At 70.9% G+C, this 24604-nt stretch carries 17 protein-coding genes and 4 pseudogenes; 15 read left to right on the top strand and 6 right to left on the bottom strand.

The features are described 5' to 3' along the window. The first annotated feature begins 73 nt into the window (after positions 1-73). The gene (locus FHX80_RS30195) at positions 74-1582 is read left to right on the top strand and encodes an FUSC family protein (RefSeq protein WP_145767661.1); all 1509 of its coding nucleotides are present in this window, start codon (positions 74-76) and stop codon (positions 1580-1582) included. Positions 1583-1686: 104 nt separating this feature from the next. Next, positions 1687-2757 carry a lactonase family protein gene (locus FHX80_RS30200; RefSeq protein ID WP_145767662.1) on the top strand — a complete coding sequence of 357 codons (1071 nt, stop codon included), beginning with the start codon at positions 1687-1689 and terminating at the stop codon, positions 2755-2757. A gap of 132 nt (positions 2758-2889) precedes the next feature. Here the strand turns inward: FHX80_RS30200 and FHX80_RS30205 are convergent, their stop codons facing one another. The 3 genes and pseudogenes from FHX80_RS30205 to FHX80_RS30215 all read right to left on the bottom strand — a co-directional run. Then, positions 2890-3813, bottom strand: coding sequence for a sirohydrochlorin chelatase (locus FHX80_RS30205; protein ID WP_145767664.1), 924 nt, complete (start codon positions 3811-3813; stop codon positions 2890-2892). 95 nt (positions 3814-3908) lie between these two features. Beyond that, positions 3909-4913: an N-acetylglucosamine kinase gene (locus FHX80_RS30210; RefSeq protein ID WP_145768121.1), complete on the bottom strand. Its 1005-nt coding sequence runs from the start codon at positions 4911-4913 to the stop codon at positions 3909-3911. Positions 4914-5008: 95 nt separating this feature from the next. Further along, positions 5009-5473: pseudogene (locus FHX80_RS30215) on the bottom strand (uracil-DNA glycosylase); the annotation flags it as partial. Between the two features lie 217 nt (positions 5474-5690). Between FHX80_RS30215 and FHX80_RS30220 the strand changes: the two are divergent. Beyond that, positions 5691-6368: a uracil-DNA glycosylase gene (locus FHX80_RS30220; protein WP_145767665.1), complete on the top strand. Its 678-nt coding sequence runs from the start codon at positions 5691-5693 to the stop codon at positions 6366-6368. A gap of 942 nt (positions 6369-7310) precedes the next feature. Here FHX80_RS30220 and FHX80_RS30225 read toward each other — a convergent pair. Next, positions 7311-7427, bottom strand: a pseudogene (locus FHX80_RS30225) (IS3 family transposase); the annotation flags it as partial. 424 nt (positions 7428-7851) lie between these two features. On the opposite strand from FHX80_RS30225, the gene FHX80_RS30230 reads away from it, so the two are divergent. Both FHX80_RS30230 and FHX80_RS30235 read left to right on the top strand, forming a co-directional pair. Further along, complete coding sequence (locus FHX80_RS30230; RefSeq protein ID WP_145767667.1) at positions 7852-8580, top strand: SDR family oxidoreductase; 729 nt, start codon at positions 7852-7854, stop codon at positions 8578-8580. A gap of 308 nt (positions 8581-8888) precedes the next feature. Further along, on the top strand, positions 8889-9638 hold the full coding sequence (locus FHX80_RS30235; protein ID WP_145768123.1) for a nitroreductase: 750 nt from the start codon (positions 8889-8891) through the stop codon (positions 9636-9638). A 419-nt stretch (positions 9639-10057) separates the two neighbouring features. Here FHX80_RS30235 and FHX80_RS30245 read toward each other — a convergent pair whose 3' ends face one another. Beyond that, a complete protein-coding gene (locus tag FHX80_RS30245) occupies positions 10058-11146 on the bottom strand; it encodes a WD40/YVTN/BNR-like repeat-containing protein (protein ID WP_145767668.1) in 1089 nt (362 codons plus the stop codon). Between the two features lie 270 nt (positions 11147-11416). Beyond that, positions 11417-12475, bottom strand: coding sequence for a LacI family DNA-binding transcriptional regulator (locus FHX80_RS30250; protein WP_145767669.1), 1059 nt, complete (start codon positions 12473-12475; stop codon positions 11417-11419). Between the two features lie 214 nt (positions 12476-12689). Between FHX80_RS30250 and FHX80_RS30255 the strand changes: the two genes are divergently transcribed. The 10 genes and pseudogenes from FHX80_RS30255 (at position 12690) to FHX80_RS30295 (ending at position 24578) form a co-directional block, all read left to right on the top strand. Continuing rightward, on the top strand, positions 12690-13934 hold the full coding sequence (locus tag FHX80_RS30255) for an extracellular solute-binding protein (RefSeq protein ID WP_208764856.1): 1245 nt from the start codon (positions 12690-12692) through the stop codon (positions 13932-13934). A gap of 2 nt (positions 13935-13936) precedes the next feature. Continuing rightward, positions 13937-14866 (top strand): carbohydrate ABC transporter permease, encoded by a 930-nt coding sequence (locus tag FHX80_RS30260; RefSeq protein WP_145767672.1) that lies wholly within the window; start codon positions 13937-13939, stop codon positions 14864-14866. A gap of 4 nt (positions 14867-14870) precedes the next feature. Then, a complete protein-coding gene (locus FHX80_RS30265; protein ID WP_145767674.1) occupies positions 14871-15761 on the top strand; it encodes a carbohydrate ABC transporter permease in 891 nt (296 codons plus the stop codon). Positions 15762-15813: 52 nt separating this feature from the next. Beyond that, positions 15814-18222, top strand: coding sequence for a beta-xylosidase/alpha-l-arabinosidase (locus FHX80_RS30270; protein ID WP_145767676.1), 2409 nt, complete (start codon positions 15814-15816; stop codon positions 18220-18222). A gap of 157 nt (positions 18223-18379) precedes the next feature. After that, a pseudogene (locus tag FHX80_RS36890) lies at positions 18380-18874 on the top strand (glycosyl hydrolase 115 family protein); the annotation flags it as partial. Positions 18875-18889: 15 nt separating this feature from the next. After that, positions 18890-19464: pseudogene (locus FHX80_RS36140) on the top strand (glycosyl hydrolase 115 family protein); the annotation flags it as partial. Between the two features lie 36 nt (positions 19465-19500). Continuing rightward, entirely contained in the window at positions 19501-19893 is a 393-nt protein-coding gene (locus tag FHX80_RS30280) for a hypothetical protein (RefSeq protein WP_145767677.1), read from the top strand. A 63-nt stretch (positions 19894-19956) separates the two neighbouring features. Then, the gene (locus tag FHX80_RS30285) at positions 19957-20229 is read left to right on the top strand and encodes a DUF1876 domain-containing protein (protein ID WP_145767679.1); all 273 of its coding nucleotides are present in this window, start codon (positions 19957-19959) and stop codon (positions 20227-20229) included. Positions 20230-20675: 446 nt separating this feature from the next. Then, the gene (locus FHX80_RS30290; RefSeq protein WP_145767681.1) at positions 20676-23960 is read left to right on the top strand and encodes a LamG-like jellyroll fold domain-containing protein; all 3285 of its coding nucleotides are present in this window, start codon (positions 20676-20678) and stop codon (positions 23958-23960) included. A 105-nt stretch (positions 23961-24065) separates the two neighbouring features. Further along, entirely contained in the window at positions 24066-24578 is a 513-nt protein-coding gene (locus FHX80_RS30295; RefSeq protein WP_244318681.1) for a GNAT family N-acetyltransferase, read from the top strand. Positions 24579-24604 lie beyond the last annotated feature (26 nt).

Consider the following 24604-nt stretch of genomic DNA (forward strand, 5'->3'; position numbering starts at 1 on the left):
ATGGCGCTGCGGACCCCGCGGCGCCTTTTTCATGCCGGTACGCAGAGCCGGCGGCAGAGGCGGGGGAGCATCAGTGCTGAAGAGAGCGTTCGTGGCCCGGGACCCGGGGAGGCTGCGGCTGCGCAGCGCGGTCCGGGCGGTCCTCGGCATCGGTCTCGCGGTGGCCGTGTGCGGACTCGCGGGTCACTCGCTCGTCGCCGCCGTCACCGGTGGTCTGGCCGCGCTGCTCGCCCTGTTCACGGTCACCGACACGACGGTCCGCGGCCAGGCCGTCACCACCGCGCTGCTGCCCGCCGTCGGCTTTCCGGTGCTCGCGCTCGCCGCGCTGCTGCACGGCCATCCGGTGGCGCGCGGCGTGGCCTTCCTCGCCGTCATGGGGGCGGGTGTGTACGGGCGGCGGTGGGGGCCGCGCGGACACTCCCTCGGTGTGTTCGCGTTCATGGCGTTCTTCACCACGCAGTTCCTCCACACACTGCCCGGACAACTGCCCGAGCTGTACTCGGCGGTCGCCCTCTCACTGCTCTCCTCCTCGGCCGTCCGCTTCGGACTGTGGTGCTACGAGCGCGGGCTGACCCCGGCGGCCGTGCCCGCACCGGTGAGCGGCACGGGCCTGGCCAGGGTCACCACCCGCCAGGCGATCCAGGCAGCCACCGGCGGAGCCGTCGCGCTCATGGCGGGGCAGCTCCTCTCCGACCAGCGCTGGTACTGGGCCGTGGGGGCGACCTGGTGGGTCTTCGTGAACACGGCCTCGCGCGGCGAAACCCTGGTACGCGGCTTCCGCCGGGTCCTGGGGACACTGATCGGCATCCCCGTCAGCCTGTGCGTCGTCGTCCCGCTGCACGGCGCTCCGGTACCCACCGCCCTCCTCGTGGCGATCGGGGTGTTCGGGATCTTCTACACCGCCGCGGTCTCGTACACCTGGATGATGCTCTCCGTGACGGTGATGGCCGGGGCGCTCTACGGGGCGCTCGGAGTGCTCGATCCGGCGCTGCTGGCCCTGCGGCTCAGCGAGACGGCCGTCGGCGCGCTCGGCGCGATGCTCGCGGTGCTGCTCGTGCTGCCGGTCACCACGCATGCCGCCACCGACGCCTGGATCCAGCGGGCCCTGCGCTGCGTGCACGCCTGCACCGAGGAGGCCGCCGCGCGGCTCTCCGGTTCGACGACGGCCGACCCGGCGCCGCGGATCGCCGAACTGGAGGCGCTCCTGGGACGCGTCCGGCTGTCGCTCGCCCCGCTGGTGCACCCGCTGAGCCCGCTGCGCGCCCGCAGGGTCCGGGCCGGACATGTGCTCGCCCTGCTCGACGCGTGCGCGCGGGAAGTGCGCGGACTGGCCTCCGTGGCGGCCGACCCGGAGGCCTCCCACGACGCCCGGCTCGCCGCCGCCTGCTGGCGCGTCGAGAGCGCGGTGGAAGCGCTGACGGCTGCCGAGCGGCCGGCCCGCACCCTGCCCGCCGTCGGCGTCCCGGCGCACGCCGGCGCCACGGAACCCGCCCTCGCCCATCTGCACGGCCTGGAGCGCGCACTCGCCGAACTGGCCGCACCACTGCACAGCTCACCGCGTGCCCCGCTCGTCGCGAACTGACCCCCACCCTTTGGTCCAGACCACATAGGTGCACTGCTACCGTCGCCGCGGAAGATCGCGACGGTCCTCACCGCCGCGATCAGTCGGCGGAGAAAGGCAGTGCGGTGGACAGCAGCAACGGCGTCGGACGGGCATTCATCGGGTCGTTCACCTCGGGGGGCGGGCGGGGAGTCACCGCCGTCGCCGTGGACCAGGAGACCGGGGCGCTCACCGTCCTCGGCGCGACGGATGCCGTCCCGGATCCTTCGTACCTCGCGCTCGGCCGGGGCAGCGGCCCCGGCGGCGCCGTCCTGTACGCGGTCAGTGAGACCGAGCAGGGGGCGGCCGCGGCCCTCGACATCAGCCACGACGTTCCGCGGCCGATCGGCGCCGCCCGGCCGGTGAACGGCGACAGCCCCACGCACCTCGCGCTCGCGGGCGGCCACCTGATCACCGCCAACTACGGCTCCGGCAGCGTCACCGTGCTGCCCGTACTCGCGGACGGGTCGATCGGCGCCGCCTGCAGCGTGCTCCAGCACGAGGGGAGCGGGCCGGACACCGGGCGCCAGCAGGGCCCGCACGCCCACCAGGTCCTCCCCGACCCCTCGGGGAACTGGGTGCTCAGCGTCGACCTCGGAACCGATTCGGTACGGATCTGCGCGCTCGACCCGGACACCGGGGCGCTGCGCCTGCACGGTGAGACGCTGCTGCGGCCCGGCAGCGGACCGCGCCATCTCGCCTTCCACCCCGAGGGCGCCCACGCCTATGTGCTGAACGAGCTCGAACCCACCCTCACGGTGTGCCGGTGGGACGCCGCCGCCGGGGTCCTCGAAACGGTCGACGAGACGTCCGTTCTGCCCGTGGAGGCGACCGGGGACACCGCCGCGGCGAGCTATCCGTCCGAGGTCGTCGTCTCGCACGACGGCCGGTTCCTCTGGGTGGCCAATCGCGGGCACGACAGCATCTCCGTGCTCACCCTCGACGCCACGGGCGAGAAGGCGTCCCTGGTCACCACGGTGAGCTGCGGCGGGCACTGGCCGCGCGACCTCGCGCTCGACCCCACCGGCCGACGGCTGTACGCGGCCAACGAGCGGTCCGGGAACGTCGCCTGGTTCACCGTGGACCCGGAGACCGGGATCCCGAGCCAGGAAGGCTCCCTGGAGGCTCCTGCGGCCTCCTGTGTGATCTTCGCCTGAGGCCCGCACACGCTGGGTGGTGAACCAACCGGGTCATCAGCTGCGTCCGTACGTGTGCGGGGCCCGGGACGATCCGGGCCCCGCACACGACGCAGGACACACCGTTTCGCCGGGTCCACCCGGCGGAACGGATCAGTGGGCCTGTGCCCCCTGCGCCACGGGGGGAGCGATACCGAGCGCCGTGGTGTACATCGACAGCACCAGCTTGCCGATCGCCGGGTAGGCGCCGAGCGGCTCGGCCGTCGCGCAGCCCGCCTCCTTGACGGCGGAGTCCAGCAGCCCCTCGGCCACCTCGGGACCCACCAGGTACGGCGCGACCGCCAGCTGGAGCGAGCCGGAGTCCTTCAGCTGCGCGGCGATCGACGCGACCGAACCCTCGACATCGAGTGCGGCGGCCATCACCGGCACCGCGAGCCGCGCGGCCAGCAGCATCCCGGTGATCCCGGCGGCCTGCACGGCCTCCTCGCCGCCCACGGTGGCCAGCACGATCCCGTCGGCGGCCGTCGCCACCGTGAACAGCCTGGCCCGGTCGGCGCGGGCGAGACCGGCCTCGGAGAGGCGCACGTGCAGTGCCTCGGCGAGGAGCGGGTGCGGGCCGAGCACATCGGTCAGTTCGGTCGGTGCCTGGCTGTCCGTGATCGCGTGGCGTATCCGCTGCACAAGGGTGTTGTCCGGCCCCGCGAGCAGCGGCACCACGACGGCGGCCGGGCCCTCGGGCGGAGCGACCTCGCGGCCGGCGGCGGTCGCCTGCTCGAAGCGCGCGATGCGCTCGGCAGCGGAGTGCGCCAGCACGGAGGCAAGAGCGGGGTACTCGGCATCATCGCCGTCGAGGTAACCGATCAGGGCGTTCAGACCGGGCAGCTCGGAGCGGGCAATGCTGATCACCTCTTCGGCCAGGCTGCGGGTGGCCGAAGAGGGGGTACCGGGAACGGCGAGAACGAGCGCGGCAGCGCCCTCAGGTGCGACCACGGGCTCCGGGCGGCGGTGCCGTCCGGACTGGCGAGGTCGCGGCATTCGTACAGGCAGGCCGGAAGCGGGCCCAGTGGGGGTGCTCATGGCGCCGCATGCTACTGGTTTTGGGTACCCCGCTGCGCGGGGAGGGTCCGGTCGCGCGTTGTCTGTCCTTATTTATCCGATGGGCGGCTTACCGGTCAACTGCCCTGGTCTGTCACCCCTCTGCCGGGCTGTTGGTCCGGCCCGGACAGCGGAATCCGGAGCAGCGTCGGATGGGGCGGCAGGAGCAGGGCATCGGTGGCCAGCGCCTGCGCGATGCGCAGCGATCCGATCAGGGGATCACCCGAACCGGGGACCGCCCGTGCGTGCGGCAGCTGCCGGGCCAGCTCCTCGCGCAGCGGTACGAGCAGCGGGTCGCCCATCCGGAACAAGCCACCCGTCAGCGCCACTTCGCAGTCCTCGTTGTCCGCCCCGGCCTTCGGGCACACGGCGGCGGCCGCCTGTGCGATGTGCCCGGCGGCGTCGCGGAGAATGCCCTCGGCCACGGGGTCGTGTGCCGCGCAGGCGGCCACCTCGGGAGCGAACGAGGCCAGGACCGCGGGCCGGTCGGTACGCGGATAGAGCAGACCCGGCAGTTCGGGCGCCGGGCCGAACACCGCCTCCAGCCGGGCCAGCAGTGCCGGGGATCCGCCGCGCCGCCCGTCGTGGGCGCGCATCGCCGCATCGAGACCGGCCCGGCCGATCCAGGCGCCGCCGCCGCTGTCGCCCAGCAGATGGCCCCAGCCGTCGGCCCGCCGCCACTGCGTCAGGTCCGTGCCCAGGGCGATCAGGCCGGTGCCGCCCGCGACCACCGCGCCGGGCCGCTGCCCGACCGCTCCGGCGTACGCGGTCACCGCGTCGGCGGCGAGCGCCAGCCGTCGCACACCGAGCGCGTCCGCCAGGGCCGCGGGCAGCTCGGCCCGCAGCTGGTCGCCGAGGGTGGCCATGCCGGCCGCACCGATCGCCGCGGCGGTGATCCGGCTTCCGCCGCCGTGCCGCATGAGCAGTTCCCGGGCGGTGGGCAGCAGTTGTTCCAGCAGATGGGCGGCGTCGATACCGCGGGGCCCGGTCCGCACCGGTTCGGCACAGGCCGCCGTGGCCAGGGGTGCCTGCGAGCCGACGGTGCCCAGAGCCACCCGCAGGCCGGAACCACCCGAGTCCACCCCGAGGACGAACTCCGTGCGGACGTGCTCCCCGACGTCACCCGGCCGTCCGGGGCCGCCGGTCGCCGCCGGGCCGTGCCCGTCGGACGCAGCCGTCACGGCAGTCGCCAGTCGACCGGCTGGGCGCCCTGATGCTCCAGCAGCTCATTGGTCCGGCTGAACGGCCGTGAACCGAAGAACCCGCGGTCCGCCGACATGGGGGAGGGGTGCGAGGACTCGATCGCCGGGAACCCCCCCAGCGACGGACGCAGATTGCGGGCGTCGCGGCCCCACAGGACCGACACCAGCGGGGTGCCCCGCGCGGCCAGTGCCGAGATCGCCTGCTGGGTCACCTCCTCCCAGCCCTTTCCGCGATGCGCGGCGGGCCGGCGGGGCGCGGTGGTCAGAGCCTTGTTGAGCAGCAGCAAACCCTGCTCGGCCCACGGCGTCAGATCGCCGTTGGAGGGGCGCGGAAGCCCCAGGTCCGAGTGGAGTTCCCGGAAGATGTTCTCCAGGCTGCCGGGCACCGGGTGCACGTCGGGTGCGACGGAGAAGCTCAGCCCCACCGCGTGTGCGGGAGTTCCGAGATGTGGGTGTTCGGGACGAGAGGTTGGCCTGGCGTGATGACGGTGAGTGAGCGGCTTGATCGCTGGACGCAACGGGCCCCCTCGTTCCTGCTGAGCGGCTGCGAGCTGTACTTGAATGGCTTGATGATCTCGATGACGAAGGGTAGCGCCTTGGAGGTGGCTTCCCTGCAAGGGGGCGTCTCCTATGCGTGGTTGGGTAGGCTGACCGGTCATGGCACCACGACCCTTGAACGAGCTTGTCGAACCCGGATGGGCGAAGGCGCTCGAACCCGTAGCTGAACGTGTCGGCGCTATGGGCAACTTCCTTCGCGCCGAGATCGCCGCTGGCCGAACGTATCTGCCGGCCGGCCCGAACGTGCTCCGCGCGTTCCAGCAGCCCTTCGATGATGTCCGAGTCCTGATCGTCGGACAGGATCCATACCCCACCCCGGGAATGCCCATCGGGCTCAGCTTCGCCGTGGCCCCCGAGGTGCGAAACGTCCCAGGCAGTCTGGAGAACATTTACCTGGAGATGTGTCGCGACGTCGGTACGTCAAGGCCCTCCAACGGTGATCTGACACCCTGGACACAGCAAGGTGTTCTCCTCTTGAACAGAGTTCTTACGACTGCGCCCCGCCAGTCAGCGGCGCACCGGGGCAAAGGCTGGGAGGCGGTGACGGAGCAGGCGATTCGCGCCCTCGCGGCGCGAGACAAGCCGCTCGTGTCGATCCTCTGGGGCAACGATGCCCGCAGCCTGCGCTCACACCTCGGCCGGTACCCGGTCGTCGAGTCTGCGCATCCGTCGCCTCGATCGGCGGACCGTGGGTTCTTTGGCTCACGGCCTTTCAGCAGGGCGAACGATCTGCTCAAGCAACAGGGTGCCCAGCCGGTCGATTGGCAACTTCCGTAACGGCTGTTCATCCCGTCCCTTCCCTATGAGGGTGCCCCTGCACCTCGTACCCCCGTTGAGGTAGAAGACGGCGAGCACAGAGGCAGGCGCGTTTTAACCCGGATCCACCGGCTTGATGCCTGTGGATGGTTTCTCCGGATGAAGAAGTTCCTTGTGACCTGCGATGATGGGGTTTCTCTAGGACCGCATCAGGCACGATCGGCAAGGCACTTCCGAGATGCAGTCTTCCCATGCCGCAGCGGCGGTCTCATCCGTGTTCGATGATCCGAACCTGGTCGCGTACGGCGGACTGGAACCGGTGATCCGACTGGCCGAGCGGTGTGCTCTGCCGACCCTGGCCGATGAGCTCATCCGGCTGCCGTGCTCGAAGGACGGCACCGGCGCCTTCCCCGCCGCGAAACTGATGTCGCTGGTGGGCGGCATGGTGCGGGCGCCGACAGCATCGAGGACATGGACCGGCTACGGCACGGCGCGATGGGCCGTCTCTTCCGCGGGGTGCGGGACCCATCCACGCTGGGGTCGTTCCTGGTTTCCTTCACGCACGGACATGTGGAGCAACTGCACGCCGTGGCCCGCCGGTTCCTGCCCGAACTGGCCCGTCACACCCCGCTGCTGCCCGGCGCGGACCACGTCGCCCACGCGGACATCGATGACACCATCCGCCGCACCCACGGCTACGCCAAACAAGGCGCCGGATACGGATACAGGCCAGGAGTTCGGTGCTGTTCACGCGACCACCTCGAAGGAGTCGCGCCAGGCGGGTGTGGGTGCGGTGACCGAGCGCGTGTGGATGAATCCGGACGGGACGCCGGTCGTCGAACGGCGGGCCGAGTGAGCCGCCCGTTGGAAGGCGTATTGATCGTGGGCGGCGGCGCGGCCGGACTCAGTTCGGCGCACTGTCTGACGAGGACGCAATCCACCGCCGTGATCGTCGTCGCTCGTGTCCGGCACTGTGGTGATCACCCGCTTGCCGCGGAGGGCGCCGGCAATACCGAGCTCGCGCATCAGGCGTTCGACGGTGCACCGGGCCACCGCGTGGCCTTGCCGGTTCAGCTCGCGTCAGACCTTCCTTAGCCCCACCGACGACGACCGCCAGCCAGAAGAAAGCCACGGCAAGGGCAGTGAACCCGCCTGAACCGTCCTTCCTCCCGTGCCGGTCCGTGACTGGCACCACGGGGCGAGATGGCCAAGGGGTCCGGGCCAGGCAGGGGTTCGATCCGCCCCTCCTCCGCAATCCGGACGCAACGCCCCCGGACGCGGTCGCCGCTCGACCATCCCCCGGGCCGCACCGGAGTCCGCGTGCGCCGCGAGCCGTGCTGCGGGGCCATCAGGCGACAGCCGGGCGCTGCGCGGCGAGGCGGTCACGTTCGTCGACGGCCTCTGACGCCGTCCCTCATTGGTCGATCAACGAGCCGCTTCATGCTGCGTCCACATAACATTGCATATGCCATCTTGCGCACGTAATCCCCACGAAAGGTATGTCATGAAGATCGCAGTCATCGGCGGTACTGGGCTGATCGGGGCGCAGGTCGTCAAGAAGCTGAACGCCGCCGGGCACGAGGCGGTACCGCACTCGCAGTCCACCGGAGTCGACGTCATCAGCGGCCAGGGGCTGGACGAGGCGGTGGCGGGAGCCGATGTCGTCGTCAACCTGACGAACTCCCCGACCTTCGACGAAGCCTCCCCGGCCTTCTTCCAGACCTCGATGGACAACCTCCTGGCGGCGTCCCGCAAGGGCGGCGTCGGCCACTTCGTCATCCTCTCGATCGTCGGCACGGACCAGGTGCCGGAGCTGGACTACTACCGGGCCAAGGCGCTCCAGGAGAGCATCCTCACGGTCGGGCCGATCCCCTACTCGATCGTCCGGGCGACGCAGTTCATGGAGTTCATGGACGCCGTCATGTCCTGGACCGCCGACAAAGACACCGTCCGGCTGCCCGCCACGCCGATCCAGCCGATCGCCTCCAAGGATGTGGCCGACGCGGTGGCGAAGGTCGCCGCGGGCACCCCGCTGAACGGCGAGCACAACATCGCCGGCCCCGAGATCTTCCCCCTGGACGAGCTGGGCCGGATCACGCTGTCCCACAAGGGCGACAACCGTACCGTCGTCACCGACCCCACCGCCGGCATGTTCGCCGCCGTCAAGGGTGACGTCCTCACCGACAAGGACGCCCACCTCGCCCCTACCCACTACGCCGACTGGCTCTCCTGACATCCCCCGCCTCCTGCGCGTCCAGTCCCAGCCCGGCAGTCCTTTCGTTGCGCCCGCCGGGCGTGGCAGCTTGAGTCGGACGGGTATCCGGCTGCGGTCCCCCGGTCCCCGGTCAGGCGGAGAGCGGGGGACTCGCATGCACCCACTCTCGTCCCGCCGGGATAGACGGGCCACGGCTCTCGGGGTGGGACGGGCCCGAGGGCGTCGCGACAGTCGACCGCCGGCATGGCGCTGGATGCGCCGGTGCCCCAGCGGTCCCGGATTGTCACTGAGCGGACAGGTGGAGCAGATGAGGGAGGCAGATGATCCTGGATGTCTATGAGGCGGTCACGAGCCGACGGGCGGTGCGCGGGTTCACCGACCGGCCCGTCCCGAGGCGCGTGCTGGAGCGGGTGCTGTCCGCCGCGGCCTGGGCGCCGTCCGGATCGAACCTCCAGCCATGGCGCGCCTACGTGGTGACCGGTAGGCCGCTGGCCGAGCTCAAGAGGCGCGCCGGCGAGCGCGTGGCGGCAGCCGACCCCTGGGACGAGCGGGAGTACGAGATGTACCCGCCCGCACTGAAGTCTCCGTACCATGAGCGCCGATCCGCCTTCGGCCATGAGCGCTACAGCGCACTCGGTATTGCGCGCGAGGACTGGGAGGCACGCCAGAGGGCCGCCGCCGCGAACTGGGACTGCTTCGGTGCACCCGCCGCCCTGTTCTGCTACATCGACCGCTACATGGGCCAGCCTCAATGGTCCGACGTCGGCATGTATCTGCAGACCGTCATGCTGCTGCTCCGCGCCGAAGGGCTGCACAGTTGCCCGCAGATGGCGTGGTCGGTGTATCGCAGGACGGTCGCGGAGATCCTGTCACCACCGGACGAGCTCATCCTCTTCTGTGGCATGTCGATCGGGTTCGAGGACGCAACGGTGGGTTGCGCCCGTACAGGCCGGGCGCCGCTCGACGAGGCCGTCACGTTCGTCGAGGAGGAGATTCACGACTGCGTGACGATCACGATCGGCCGGGACGCCATCCTGGTCGGCGGCGACGCCGGTTTCCGCACCGGCTGCCACTGAGCACGACGTCCCGGCGACCGGACCACGGCCCGGCCATACCTATCGCGAGCTGTCCGGCGGCCCGCTGGACAGGCAGCTGATCGAAGTGACCCGCTGGACGGATCAGGAGATCACCGCCCGCGCGTACCTGATCAGCCCTCACAGCGCATACGGACCGGGCGGGCGAGCCTCGTACGCGCCGACCATCAGCCGTCCTGACGGCCCGTGGGTATGGGAGGGCGACCTACTCTGATCGACCGAGTGCGCGGCAGGTTAGACGGTCGCTAACGGGCGCGGCCTCCAGGCGGTCCAGGCGCGCGGACGAGGCGGGCGCGGTTCTGGACGCAGCGCACGGTGCCCTCCAGCTTCGCGGACAGCCGGCCTTCTGCGGAGGTCGTGCTGCCACGGGCGGCACTCCACTGCTGATACGACGGTATGGATCAACCGCCGGTGGCCGCCGCCCGGACGCACAGGACATCCGGAAGGTGTGAGATGAGCTGCTGCCAGCTGTCGCCGTCGTCCGCGCTCGCGTACACCTCGCCGTTGCGGTTGCCGAAGTAGACACCCGCCGGATCGGCGTCGTCCGTACAGAGCGCGTCGCGCAGCACCGTGCCGTAATGCGCCCCCTCCGGGAGTCCCGCCGACAGCGGCTCCCAGCTGTTGCCTGCGTCGCGGGTCCGGAAGACCCGGCAGCGGTGCTCGGCCGGCACCCGGTCGGCGTCGGCGTTGATCGGGAAGACGTACGCGGTGTCCGCCCGGTGCGGATGCGCGGCCACGGCGAAGCCGAAGTCGGAGGGCAGGCCCTCGCCGATGTCCGTCCAGTTGCTCCCGGCGTCGTCGCTGCGGAACACACCCCAGTGGTTCTGGAGGTAGAGCCGGTCGGGATCGACCGCGTCCCGGCTGACCTTGTGCACGCACTGGCCGAACTCCGGGTTCGGGTCGGGCAGGAAGACGGCCGACACCCCCTTGTTGGCCGGGGTCCAGCTCTCGCCGCCGTCCGCGGTCCTGAACACCCCGGCGGTGGAGACCGCGACCGTCACCGCCTGTGCGTCCCGTTCGTCGGTCAGGACCGTGTGCAGCCCCTCGCCGCCCCCTCCCGGCACCCACTTCGAACGCGTCGGATGCTCCCAGAGCGGGCGGACCAGTTCGAACGACTCGCCGCTGTCCCGCGACCGGAACAGTGCGGCCGGCTCGGTGCCCGCGTACACGACGTCGGGGGCCTCCGGGCCCGCTGGGTGCAGCTGCCAGACCCGCTCCAGCGACGTCCCGGTGAACTCCGGGAATTTCACGGCCGGTTGTCTGGGCTCGATCCAGGTGGCGCCCAGGTCGTCGGAGTGGAAGACGGACGGGCCCCAGTGCGCGCTGTCGCCGCCGACCAGCAGGCGGGGCGCTTTTCCGCGGGTGTCGATGGCGATCGAGTAGATGGCCTGGGCATTGAAATGCGGACCGTCGAACCTCCACGCACCCTCGTGCCTGCGGCCGATGAAGAGTCCCTTGCGGGTACCCACGGTGAGCAGAACATCGGTCATGACCGAACCTCCCGAAACGCCGTTGTGTCGGATACCGACCAGTCTGCACCGGGCCACTGACAGTGGCGCGCAGGACGGCTCGGGACACGGCCGCGTCCGCGGCGGGCCCGGTTCCGGGCGGGAGGGATGGCGTGTACGGGCGCGTTGAAGCCGACGAGGAGAGGCCGCCGGGTCGCACGGCTCCAGCCGCGGCCGGGCCGTGCGCGGAGAGGGAGTTCTCATGGCGTGCGCTCGCTGCGCGGACGGGCCCGCGCCCCGCCACGGCCTCGGTCAGCGGCCGGGTGCGGCCGTGCTGCTGCGCACCACCAGATTGGTGGCCAGGTCGACCCGGGTCGTCGCCGGCTGCCGGCCCCGGCCCAGGTCGACGACCAGGCGGGCCGCGGTCTCGGCCATCTCTATGAGCGGCTGGCGCACCGTGGTCAGCGGCGGTCCGATCCACCGGGTGAGCGGCAGGTCGTCGAAGCCGACGACGCTGAGGTCCTCGGGGATGCGTAGACCCAGCTCCCGCGCCGCCTCGTACACGCCGAGCGCCTGCAGGTCGTTGCCGGCGAAGATCGCGGTCGGCCGGTCGGCCTGCCGCAGCAGCTCCAGGCCCGCGGTGTATCCCGCCTCGTGCTGGAACTCGCCCTCGCGGACCAGCGCCGGATCGATCGGCAGGCCCGCGGTCTCCATGGCGGCGCGGTAGCCGTCCACCCGGGCCCGGCTGCACATCATCCGGGACGGGCCGCTGATGACCCCGATCCGCCGGTGCCCGAGCGCGGTGAGGTGGCGGGTGGCGGCCAGGCCGCCCTGCCAGTTCGTCGTTCCGACCGAGGGGATGTCGTCGCCGGGATCGCCCGCCGGGTCGACCACCGCGTAGGGGATGCTGCGGCTGGTCAGCTGGGCGCGCTGGGCGGCGGTGAGGTCCGAGAGCACCAGGATCACCCCGACCGGCCGGCGGGCCAGTACCCCGTCCACCCAGGTCTGCCCCGGGGTGAGCCGGCCCGCGCTCTCGGAGAGGACCAGGCTCAGGCCTTCCTCCCTGGCGACGTTCTCCACCCCGCGGACGACCTCCATGGCCCAGGCGCTGTCCAGCTCGTGGAAGACCAGGTCGATGAGCTGGGACTGGGTGGTGGAGCCGCGTCTGCGGCGGTAGCCGTGAAGCAGCAGCAGCTCCTCCACCTTGCTGCGGGTGCCCGGGGCGACGTCGGCGCGCCCGTTCAGCACCTTCGAAACTGTCGGAGCCGAGACTCCGGCCGCTCGGGCGATTTCCGCCAGGGTGGCGGTGCCTTCCGACGGTTCGCCGGCGGGCGCATTCTCCTGATGTGACTGGACGTTTGCGGGGCTCATAAAGGGATCGTAGCTTCCCGTGGTCCCGGCCGACGCCTGGGTCAGGCGGGAGTAAATACCGCTCCCCGACCCCTTGACGCACCCGAAACCCGACCGTACCGTTCCGGCAACATTCGGAAGTCACACCGAAACATTCGACAGAGGTGCGGTCATGCGGTCGGGTATTTTCACTCAGGGCACACGTACGGCGAGATGGACCGCGGCCGGCGCCGCCATGGTCATGGCCGGTCTGCTGGCCGGATGCGGTTCCGGAAGCGACAGCGGCGGCGGCGCGACCCTCACCGCCTACGTCTACGGGGACGACGCAGTAAAGATCCAGGAGGCGGCGGTCAAGGAGTTCAACAAGACCTCCGACGTCAAGGTCAAGCTCGTCTCCGTACCCGGCACCGACTACGTCAACAAGCTCCGCAGCGCCATGGGCTCCCCGAGCGCCCCCGACATCTTCTACAACTGGGGTGGCGGCTCCATCAAGCCGTACGTCGACGCCAAGCAGGTGGTCGACCTCACGTCGACGATCAAGAACGACCCCACCCTCAAGGACGGCTTCCTTCCCTCGATCGTCGCCGCGGGCAGCCTGGACGGGAAGATGTACGGCATCCCGATGCGCGGCATGCAGCCCGTGATGCTTTTTTACAACAAGACCCTCTTCGCCGAGCACAGGCTGCAGCCGCCCAAGACCTGGGAGGACATGCAGAAGGCCATCACCACCTTCAAGGGCAAGGACATCACGCCGTTCGCCCTCGGCGGCTCCGACAAGTGGCCCGAGCTGATGTGGATGGAGTACCTCCTCGACCGGATCGGCGGCCCCGAGGTCTTCCGCCGGATCCAGGGCGGCGACAGCTCCGGCTGGGGCGACCCCGCCGTCCTCAAGTCGGCCCAGGCCGTCAAGGAACTCGTCGACGGCGGCGCGTTCGGCAAGAACTTCAACTCCGTCGACTACGGCAACGGAGGCGCCCCCACCCTGCTCAACAAGGGCAAGGCCGCCATGCACCTGATGGGTTCGTGGGAGTACTCGACCCAGCTCGGCAAGGCGCCCGAGTTCGCGAAGAAGGACCTCGGCTGGACCGCGTTCCCGACCGTGGCCGGCGGCGTCGGTGATGCCGCGGACGTGGTGGGCAACCCCACCAACTACTGGTCCGTCAACACCCGGACCAAGCACAAGGACGAGGCCATAGCGTTCCTGAAGACCATGGCCGCCACGTCCTACAGCAAGGCCCTGGTCGACAACGGCGACATCCCGACCACGGCGAACGCCGCCTCGATGCTGGACTCCTCGCCCAACCCGCAGTTCGCGCACGACCAGTACACGATGGTCCAGAACGCGCCGAGCTTCACACTCTCCTGGGACCAGGCGCTGGAGTCGCAGATCGCCACCCCGCTGCTCACCGAGATCAGCAAGCTGTTCGCCGGGAAGTCGACCCCTGCGCAGTTCGTCGCCGCGATGAAGGCCGTCAAGTAACGATGTCCCACGTCTCTCCGTACACCAAGGTGCGTGGAGGAAGGAGGGCGGCCGTCGGCAACGTCGGCCGCCCGCCGGTCGGCTGGGCCCTGCCGGGCATCCTCTTCTTCGCCGTCTTCGCGATCGTCCCGCTGGCGATCGCCGTCTACCTGTCCTTCTGCCACTGGGACGGGCTCAACTCCCCGACCCCGGTCGGCGTGGACAACTGGACCCGGCTGTTCAAGGACCCCGAGTTCCGCCAGGCCGCCTGGCTGAGCCTGCTGCTCACCACCGTCAGCTGGGCCTTCCAGACGCCGGTGGCACTGCTGCTGGGCGTCTGGGCGGCGGGCAGACAGCGCAGCCGGACCTTCCTCTCCGCGGTCTTCTTCATCCCGCTGCTGCTCTCCACCACCGCCATCGCGATGCTCTTCCACGCCCTGCTGGACCCCAACTTCGGTGTGATCAAGCAGATCGGTCCCTGGTTCGGCATCGACCCGAACCTCATGGGCTCGTCCACCGGCGCCCTGCTCACCGTGGCCTTCGTCGGCGGCTGGCAGTTCATGCCGTTCCACACCCTGATCTACCAGGGCGGCGCCCGGCAGATCCCGGAGGTCCTGTACCAGGCGGCCGCCATCGACGGTGCCGGGATGCTGCGGCAGTTCTTCCACATCACCCTGCCGCAGCTGCGCAACACCATCACGACGTCGTCGGTCCTGATGATCGTCGGCTCACTGACGTACTTCGACACCGTGCTGATCATGACCAAGGGCGGTCCCGGCACGGACACCACGATCCTGCCCTACCTGATGTACCGCACCGGCTTCCAGACCTACGACCTCGGCTACGCCGCGGCCATCGCCACGGCCCTGGTGATCGTCGCCACCGGTCTGTCACTGATTCTGGTGCGCTTCAGCGGCTTCGGGTCCATGCGGTCGACACGGGAAGGTATGTGACGCCATGTCAGTCGACACCCGTCGTGCGGCGCGGCCCGCGCCGGCCGCGTTCCGGGCACGAGGCACCGCCGCGCGCCGCCGGAGGTGGGGAAACCCGCTGGCCGGCCTCGGCTCGCTGGTCTGGCTCGTCATCGTCGTCGTACCGCTCTACACGCTGGTCTCCTCGTCGCTGATGCACCAGGACGAGGCGCTCAGCGGCGATCCGCTGGCGTTCCCGACCCACCCCACCCTGGACAACTACAACACCGTTCTGCACAGCGGCTTCTTCACACTGCTGGGCAACACCGCGATCGTGGCCGCCTCCACGGTGGCCATCGTGCTGGTCCTCTCCGTGCCCGTCGCCTATGTCGCGGTCCGCACCCGCAGCCGGCTCTCCTCGCTGGCCTTCCGGACCTTCCTGCTCGGCGTGGCCATCCCGGCGCAGGCCGTGATCGTTCCGCTGTACCTGCTGATCGGCAAGATGGGCCTGTACGACACCCTGCCCGCGATCATCCTGCCGACCGCGGCCTTCGCGATGCCGGTGGCCGTGCTGGTCCTGAGCGGCACCATGCGCGACGTCTCCGAGGAGATGTACGAGGCGATGGCCCTCGACGGCGCCACGCCCCTGCGGATGCTGTGGCAGCTCGCCATCCCGATGTCCAAGGCCGGCATCAGCACCGTGGCCATCTTCTCGGCGCTGCAGGCCTGGAACGGATTCCTCTTCCCGCTGATCCTCACCCAGTCGCAGGAGAAACGCGTCCTGACGCTCGGTCTCTTCAACTTCATGTCCCAGTTCGGAGTGAACATCCCCGCCGTGCTGGCGGCGATCGTGCTCTCCGTCGTGCCCATCTTCGCCGTGTACCTCGTGGCGCGCCGGGCGCTGGTCAACGGACTGATGGGGGTGGGCGGCAAATAACGCACCCACGCCGCCCCGCACCACCGCACTCATGAGAGGAACCCCTGCCCCCATGGCAATCCCCGCTGGCCCGCACACCCGCCGCACCGAGGCGGCCCCGGCCGCCGACGGTCCCTGGCGCGACCCCTCGCTCACCCCCCAGGCACGGGTGGCCGACCTGGTCCCCCGGATGACCCTGGAGGAGAAGGCCGCCCAGCTGTACGGAATCTGGGTGGGCGCCGACGCCGACGGCGACGGGGTCGCACCGCACCAGAACGACATGGTCGACCCGGTCGACTGGGACGACCTCACCACCCGCGGCCTCGGCCAGCTCACCCGGCCGTTCGGCACCGCCCCCGTCGACCCCGGGGTCGGGGCGCTCGCCCTGGCCCGCGCGCAGCGCCGGATCGCCGGGGCCGGACGGTTCGGCATCCCGGCCCTCGCCCACGAGGAGTGCCTGGCCGGCTTCACCGCCTGGGGCGCCACCGCCTACCCCGTGCCGCTGTCGTGGGGCGCGGCCTGGAACCCCGAACTGGTCACCGGGATGGCCCACCGGATCGGCCGCGACATGCGCTCGGTCGGCGTCCACCAGGGCCTGGCACCCGTGCTGGACGTGGCACGCGACCTGCGCTGGGGCCGCGTCGAGGAGACCATCGGCGAGGACCCCTACCTCGTCGCGACCATCGGCACGGCGTACGTCCGCGGACTGCAGTCCGCCGGCATCGTCGCCACCCTCAAGCACTTCGCCGGGTACGCGGCATCGGCGGGCGCCCGCAATCTCGCGCCGGTCCGGGCCGGGGCCCGCGAAATGGCCGATGTGACCCTCCCGCCCTTCGAGATGGCGCTGCGCGAGGGCGGCGCCCGCTCGGTGATGTCCTCCTACACGGAGATCGACGGCGTGCCCACGGCGGCCGACCCCGTCCTGCTCACCGAACTGCTCCGGGACACCTGGGGATTCACCGGGACCGTCGTCGCCGACTACTTCGGCATCGGCTTCCTGGAGACCCTCCACAAGGTCGCCGCCGACCGCGCCGACGCCGCCCGGCTCGCCCTGGGCGCCGGGGTCGACGTGGAACTGCCCACCGTCCGCAGCTACGGCGACGTCCTCGTCGCCGCCGTGCGGGACGGAACCGTGGCCGAGGAACTGGTCGACCGGGCCCTGCACCGCGTTCTGCTCCAGAAGTGCGAACTCGGCCTGCTCGACCCCGACTGGTCGCCGCTGCCCACCGCCCTGAGGGACGCGGACCCCGCGCGGGCCCGGGACACCGTCGACCTCGACCCGCCGGAGAACCGGGCCCTGGCCCGGGAGCTCGCCGAGCAGGCCTGTGTGCTGCTCGCCAACCCCGGCGGCGCGCTGCCGCTGCGCGGCACCGGCCGGATCGCGGTGGTCGGTCCGCGCGCCGACGACGCGCTGGCCATGCTCGGCTGCTACTCCTTCCCCAGCCACGTCGGCGTCTCGCACCCCGAGACCGCGATGGGGATCGACGTGCCGACCGTGCTGGAGTCGCTGCGCGCGGAACTCCCGGGCGCCGGCGTCGAATTCGCCGTCGGCTGCGAGGTGGACGGTACGGACACGTCCGGGATCCCGGACGCCGTCCGGCTGGCCGGGGACGCCGATGTCTGTGTCGCCGTGCTCGGTGACCGGGCCGGACTCTTCGGCCGCGGCACCTCCGGCGAGGGCTGCGACGCGGCCGACCTCTCGCTGCCCGGCGTCCAGGGCGAGCTGCTGGACGCCCTGCTGGCCGGCGGTACTCCGGTGATCCTGGTGCTGCTGACCGGACGGCCGTACGCGCTGGGGCGCTGGGCGGACCGGGCGGCCGCCGTCGTGCAGGCGTTCTTCCCCGGCGAGGAGGGCGGTCCGGCGCTGGCCGGAGTGCTCTCCGGCCGGGTCAACCCCTCCGGCCGGCTGCCGGTCGGCGTACCGAACGGTCCGGGGGGTCAGCCGTGGACGTATCTTCAGCCGCCGCTGGGGCTGGTGAGCGGGGTCAGCAACCTGGACCCGACGCCGCTCTACCCCTTCGGGCACGGCATGTCCTACACCTCCTTCGACTGGGAGCCGGGAGCCCCGGTCCCGGACGAGATCCCCACCGACGGGTCCACCGACATCGAGCTCACGGTCCGCAACACCGGTGACCGCGACGGCGCCGAAGTGGTGCAGCTGTACGTCCACGACCCGGTCGCCCAGACGACCCGCCCCCAGGCGCGGCTGATCGGATACGCACGGGTGCCGCTCGCCGCCGGAGCGGCGGCCCGGGTCCGGTTCCGCTTCCACGCCGACCTGGTGTCCTTCACCGGCATCGGCGGCCGTCGTGTCGTCGAACCCGGCGAGCTCGAACTGCGGCTCGCCGCCTCCAGCGCCGTCACCGCCGTCCGCCGGACGGTGCGGCTGCGGCTGACCGGGCCCGAGCGTACCGTCGACCACCGGCGGCGGCTGGTCTGCGACACCTCGGTCGAGCCCGCACCGGAGCGCGCCGCGAACTGACCGGCTCCGCCCGCCGCGCCGCGCCGTCCCCTCGCTCCGCCCCGCCCGTGAACCTCCCCGCCGGATCTGCGGGGAGGTTCACGAAACTTTCGACATATCTCGGGGTGCAGATCAGTCCAATCAGTCATGAGTGCGAACAAAAGCAGGGGAGGGCAGCATGGGCAAGCACTTCCCGCGACCGGTCGGCCGTAGATCGGTCCTGGGGCTCGGCCTCGGCCTCACCGCCCTCACCGCGACACCCCTCGGCTCCCTCCTCGGACTCTCCGCCGAGGCGTCGGCCACCGGGCACGGCCCCGACGTACGGCCGACCGACCCCGGCGCGTACATCTCGTTCACGTCCCGCCCCGGCAGCTTTCCGCTGGTCCGCGACGGCCGCGCCGCGCCCGTCGTGGTCAGCGACCGCGACTGGGCGGGCGTCGTCCGGGTGGCGGGCGACCTCCGGGACGACATCGAGCGCGTCACCGGCATCCGGCCCGCCCTCGCGCACGGCACGGTGCCCATGGGGCGCGAGGTCACGATCATCGGGACCGTGGGACGCAGTCCGCTGATCGACGGGCTGATCGCGAAGGGCAGGCTCGACGTCTCGGCCATCGAGGGCAAGTGGGAGACCAGCCTCCAGACCGTGGTGGACAAGCCGCTGCCCGGCGTCGATTGGAGTACGCCTGGAACCCCGGTCGTCGATCGTCCGGTGCTCTCCCGCTCCCGGCCGGCCGGTTTCGTCGAGGCCAACGGGTACGTCTCCATCGAGGCCGACCACTACGGCCGGGCCGTGAACGGCGGCGGCGTCGGCTGGCAGCGCATCGCGGACATCGGCCGGACGGGCGCCGGGATGGAACCTTCCCGGTCACCGCACCCCGGCAGACTCCGGGCGGTGGCAGCCCGCGGTTGGAGTACCGGGTCAGCCTCTTCACCACCGGACCGGTCACCGTCCACGCATACCACCCGCTGCCGACCGACGGGCTGACGTACGCCGTCTCCTTCGACGACGACGCACCGCAGCCGGTCAACGTCACCCGGGTGACCGCGGCCGTCGACGGGACGATGAACGCGCAGTGGGCCCGTAACACCTCCGACAACGCCAACGTCACCAGTACGGTGCACCGCATCGGCACCGCCGGCGTGCATGTGCTCAAATTCTGGATGGTCGACCCGACGGTGGTGCTCCAGAACCTGGTGGTCGACACCGGCGACGGCCTCAAGCCCAGCTACCTGGGCCCGCCGGAAAGTCTCCGGCTGCGCTGAGGGCCGGGAGGCCCGGGCAAGGGGAGAAGAGAGCGAATGAAGAGCGCGAACGAGGACAGCGGTGCACCGGCCGGACACCTGGAGGTGACTCCGGTCGGTGCGGGGGTCGAGATCAGACTCGGCACGCCGTCGGGAGAGCTCTCGCTGATCTGCACCCCCGACCGGGCCCGGGAACTGGCCACTGCTCTCGGCCTCGCGGCGGACGAGGTCGAGAGCGTGCGCTCGGCGGACCCGGTCACGGTCAGGGCGGACGAGCTGCGCCGCGGAGACGTACGGGACGGCAGCCGTGCGATGACGGTGGACGGGGTCAGGGCCGACGGGGACACCGTCCATGTCACCTGGAAATCGGGCGCCGGGCGCAGCTGGAACCAGCTGTACGACGCCGACGCCGCCATCACCCTGCGCCGCCGGGGACGCCGGACACAGTGATCCGCCGCGCATGGCCGGGCGAAGGGGCGCACTCTGGAGACAGAGGCTCCGGAGGTGAGCACCATGACGCAGACCGCTGTCGGATGGCACATCGAGCTGGAATTCGAGGAGGACGCCCACCGCACCCGCGCCGCCGCTCTGGTGCGGCTCTCCGACGGGAGCGAGGTACGTGCCCACGGCTACGCCAGCCGGCACCCCTCCGACTCCGCGCAGCCCCGGGTGGGCGAGGAGATCGCGGGCGCCCGTGCGCTCAATGAGCTGGCGATGAAGCTGCTGACCAAGGCGCACGACGAGATCGACGAGGTGTCCGGCCGCACGTCCTACCCGCTGACCTGAGGGCTGGACCGGGGGCTCGCGCACGAGAGGCATCGGCTCGGCACGCGGTGTGCGAGCCGCTCGGCACGGTGCGTGCTCCCGAGCAGCACCGAGCCGCTCGGCACCGTGCGTGCTCCCGAGCAGCATGGCTGCGCGATCCGGTCGCACCCGCGACCATCCGCCCTCCCCGCACACGCCGTCCCGTGACGGCGTGTGCGGGGAGGGCGGATGCGTGCCGTGCGGACCGGCGGCATCCGTTTCCCGCGCATGCACGCGGTACGGCAACTTTTCCGACGGGGACCATTACCGGCAGCACGCTCGGCGGTGCTCCGGCAGCCTGTTTTTCTATCGTTGAAAATTCTCCATGCACGACTGTTGTTTTGCGTTTGGCGCTGTGGCTCAATGTTCGATTATGTGCTGTGCCTCACAGGTTTGAGGCACTTCAGCTCTCTCGACAGGACGACGCCTTGAGACGACAAACGCCCCGACCTCGTGCTCTGTTCAGAACGGTGGCCTGCGCCGCCGCACTCCTGATACCCGTCGGGGCCACCCTGGTCCCCGCCGCCGCTGCCACCCCGGCCCCCGCCGCCGCCTCCGCGTTCGCGGCCGACAATCCGGCCACCGCCGTGCACGGGCTGAAGGGCGAGTACTTCAGCATGTCCGCGCCCGGCGCGAGGGACTTCTACAAGCTCGGCGGTGTCGCCCTCGACCCGGAGATCAACTTCCCGGGTCTCACCGGCACGTTCGAGTCCGCGACCGGCCGGACCGAGAACACCACCGCACGCTGGACCGGCACCATCCAGGCGCCCGAGACCGGCGACTACACCTTCTTCGCGAGCGGCGACAACGGATTTCGGCTCTTCATCGACGGCAAGGCGGTCATCGACCACTGGGAGCCCGACTGGGACAACGAGCAGACCAGCGCCCCGGTCGCGCTGAAGGCCGGCGAGCCGCACGAGTTCAAGCTGGAGATGTTCCAGGACACCGGCGGCGCCAACATGTTCCTGCGCTGGTCCAGCGCGAAGCTCCCGAAGCAGATCGTGCCCGAATCGGCCTTCACCCCGCCGGCCGACTTCGAGGTCTACCCGGTCGGGCTGAGCGTCGCGAGCGACGGACAGAAGCTCCGGGCGACGTTCGACGACAAGGTCGGCAACCTCTCCGAGGTGAAGGACCATCTCAGGATCGAGGCGGACACCTCACCGATACCGGTGAAGTCCGTCGCCCGCGCGCCCGGCAACGCCGAGGAACTCCTCGTCACCCTGGCCGCGCCCGTCCAGAAGGGCCAGCAGGTCCGCGTCGCGTACGACGGCAAGGGCGGCCTCCAGGCAGGCGGCAAGGACGTCCCCGCGATCAGCCGCACGGCCAGGAACCTGTCCACGCACCGGCTGACCACGACCTGGGGCGACGAGCTCGACCGCAATCACCCGCTGCCCGAGTACCCCAGGCCGCAGCAGGTCCGCGACCGGTGGAAGAACCTCAACGGCCCGTGGGAGTTCGCCGGAGCCGCGGCGGGCGAGCAGCCCGTCTTCGGGAAGAAGCTCGGCGAGCGCATCACCGTGCCGTTCCCCGTCGAGTCACAGCTCTCCGGTCTTGAGCGCCACGAAGACCACATGTTCTACCGCAAGCTCGTCACCGTGCCGAAGAACTGGTCCGTGGACCAGGGCAAGGGTAAGCAGGGCAAGGACGGCAACCGGCTGAAGCTCAACTTCGGTGCCGTCGACTACCAGGCCCGCGTCTGGGTCAACGGCAAGCAGGTCGCCGAGCACACCGGCGGCTACACCTCCTTCAGCGCCGACATCACGGACGCGGTCAAGGGCAGCGGCCCGCAGGAGATCGTCGTCGCGGTCACCGACACCACCGGTGACGACCAGCCGAAGGGCAAGCAGTCCCGCAACCCCGGCGGCATCGTCTACACGCCGTCCTCCGGCATCTGGCAGACCGTCTGGATGGAGCCGGTCGCCCCCGCCTCGGTGGACGCCCTGACGACCACCCCCGACATCGACCAGGGCCGCCTGGCCCTGACGGTCAACTCCGCCGAGGCCTCGGCCGGTGCGCGGATCAAGGCCGTCGCCCGGGACAGGAAGGGCAAGGTCGTCGGCACGGTCACCGGCCCGGCCAACCACGCGCTGAGCCTGCTCGTCGGGAAGCAGCACCTCTGGACCCCGGACGATCCCTACCTGTACGACCTCGAGGTCACCCTCACCGACGGCCGCTCCAAGGACACCGTCGACAGCTACTTCGGCATGCGCTCACTCGGCATCCAGAAGGTCGGCGGCTACCAGAAGCTGGTGCTCAACGGGAAGCCGTTCTTCTCCCTCGCCATGCTGGACCAGGGCTTCTGGCCCGACGGCCTCTACACCCAGCCGAGCGACGCCGCGCTGACCTTCGACCTGAAGGCCCAGAAGGAGCTCGGTTTCAACGCGGTGCGCAAGCACATCAAGGTGGAGTCGGCTCGCTGGTACTACCACGCGGACCGGCTCGGCCTGCTGGTGTGGCAGGACTTCGTCTCCGCCGACATCACCGGCGCGAAGGGGCAGCAGGCCTTCCTCTCGCAGGGCAAGCAGATGATGGAGCAACTGCACAACTCGCCCTCGATCGGCGGCTGGATCGTCTTCAACGAGGGCTGGGGCGAGTGGGACCGCACCGAGACCGGCAAGATCACCGATTCGGTCAAGGCCGCCGACCCGTCCCGCGTCGTCAACGCGCACAGCGGTGTCAACTGCTGCTCGTCGAAGGGTGACTCGGGCAGGGGCGACATCATCGACCACCACGACTACGTCAACAACGACGCACCGTTCCCGGACGACCGGGCTGCGATGGACGGTGAGCACGGCGGCTTCACGCTCCGTACCGCCGGCCACATGTGGCCGGGCGCACCCGCGGCGATCTACAGCGGTGTCGCGGACAAGGACGCCCTCACGGCCAAGTACGTCGACAACACGCGTACGTACTACCTGGCGGCCGCCGGCGCCGAACTGTCCGGCGCGGTGTACACCCAGGTCAGCGACCTGGAGAACGAGCTGAACGGCCTCTACACCTACGACCGGCGCGAGATCAAGATCGATCGCAAGAAGGTCAGGCAGATCAACGAACAGGTCATCGCGGCCGGAGCGGCCGCCGGCCACCGCGACGCGGTGAAGGGCGGCGCCGCCTGGAACCTCGACGAGGGCAAGGGCACCAAGGCGAGCGACCAGGGCCCCAACCGTCTCCCGCTGACCCTCTCCGCGGGCACCACCTGGACGCCCGGCGTCCAGGGCTCCGCGCTGAAGTTCAACGGTGAGGGACAGTACGCCCAGACGGAGGGCCCGGTCGTCGACACCACCGGCAACTACACGGTGTCGGCCTGGGCCACGCTCGACGCGCTGCCGGGCAACTACGCGACGGTGGTCAGCCAGGACGGCCGACGCACGGAGAACCCGTTCTATCTCCAGTACGGGCAGGGCGCGTTCGCCTTCAGCGCCCCGGGCGGGAAGCGGGCCCGGGCGGAGATGACGCCCGAGACCGCCAAGTGGTACCACCTCGTGGGTGTGCGCGACGGCGACGAGCTGAAGCTGTACGTCGACGGCAGCCTCGCGGCCACGGCCCAGGCCGGTCCCGCGGACGTCAGCACAGGACCGCTCTCCGTGGGCCGTGCGCAGTACGCGGGCGAGAAGGGTGACTTCTGGAACGGCGCCATCGACCAGGTCAAGGTGTACGACAGGGCCCTGACCGCGGACGAGGTGAGCGCGCTGCACGGCACCGAGCAGCCGTAGACCGTCCGGCACAGTGAGCCGCTGCCTGCCGTCGCACCCGTGCGACGGCAGGCAGCGGCATGCCCGGCAGCCCCTCCGGGCGCGGCGTCGTGTGAGGATCAAGGGATGGAGCAACCCGAGATCCGTCGCCGCCGCGACGACGACATGGCGGCGTGTGCGGAGGCGCTGGCCACCGTGTACGTGGCGGACCGCTACCCGGCGCGCTGGCCGGCCGACCCGGGCGGCTGGTTGACCCCCGCGGGCATGCTCGCCGCCTGGGTGGCCCTGGACGGTACCGACGTCCTGGGGCATGTCGCACTCACCCGGACCGGCCCCGCCATGGCGGCGACGGCCGGGCTTCCTCAGGACGAACTGGCTGCGGTGTCAAGGCTGTTCGCCACGGCATCGGCCCGGCGGCGCGGAGTGGCGAGCGCGCTGCTGGCGACCGCCTCGGCAGCCGCGGTGGCCGACGGCCTGAGGCCGGTCCTGGAGGTGGAGGACGGCGGCGGCGCCGCCGTCCGGCTCTACGAGCGCGCCGGTTGGCGGCTCGTCTCCAGCCGCGTGGGCGACTGGACGACGCACGACGGCCGGACAGCGCTGCTGCACACGTACATCGCACCGGCCGGTGCGGCGCGGTAGCGCGCCTGCCGGTGCCGGACCGACGG

This window comes from Streptomyces brevispora, from assembly GCF_007829885.1.
Taxonomy (GTDB): domain Bacteria; phylum Actinomycetota; class Actinomycetes; order Streptomycetales; family Streptomycetaceae; genus Streptomyces; species Streptomyces brevispora.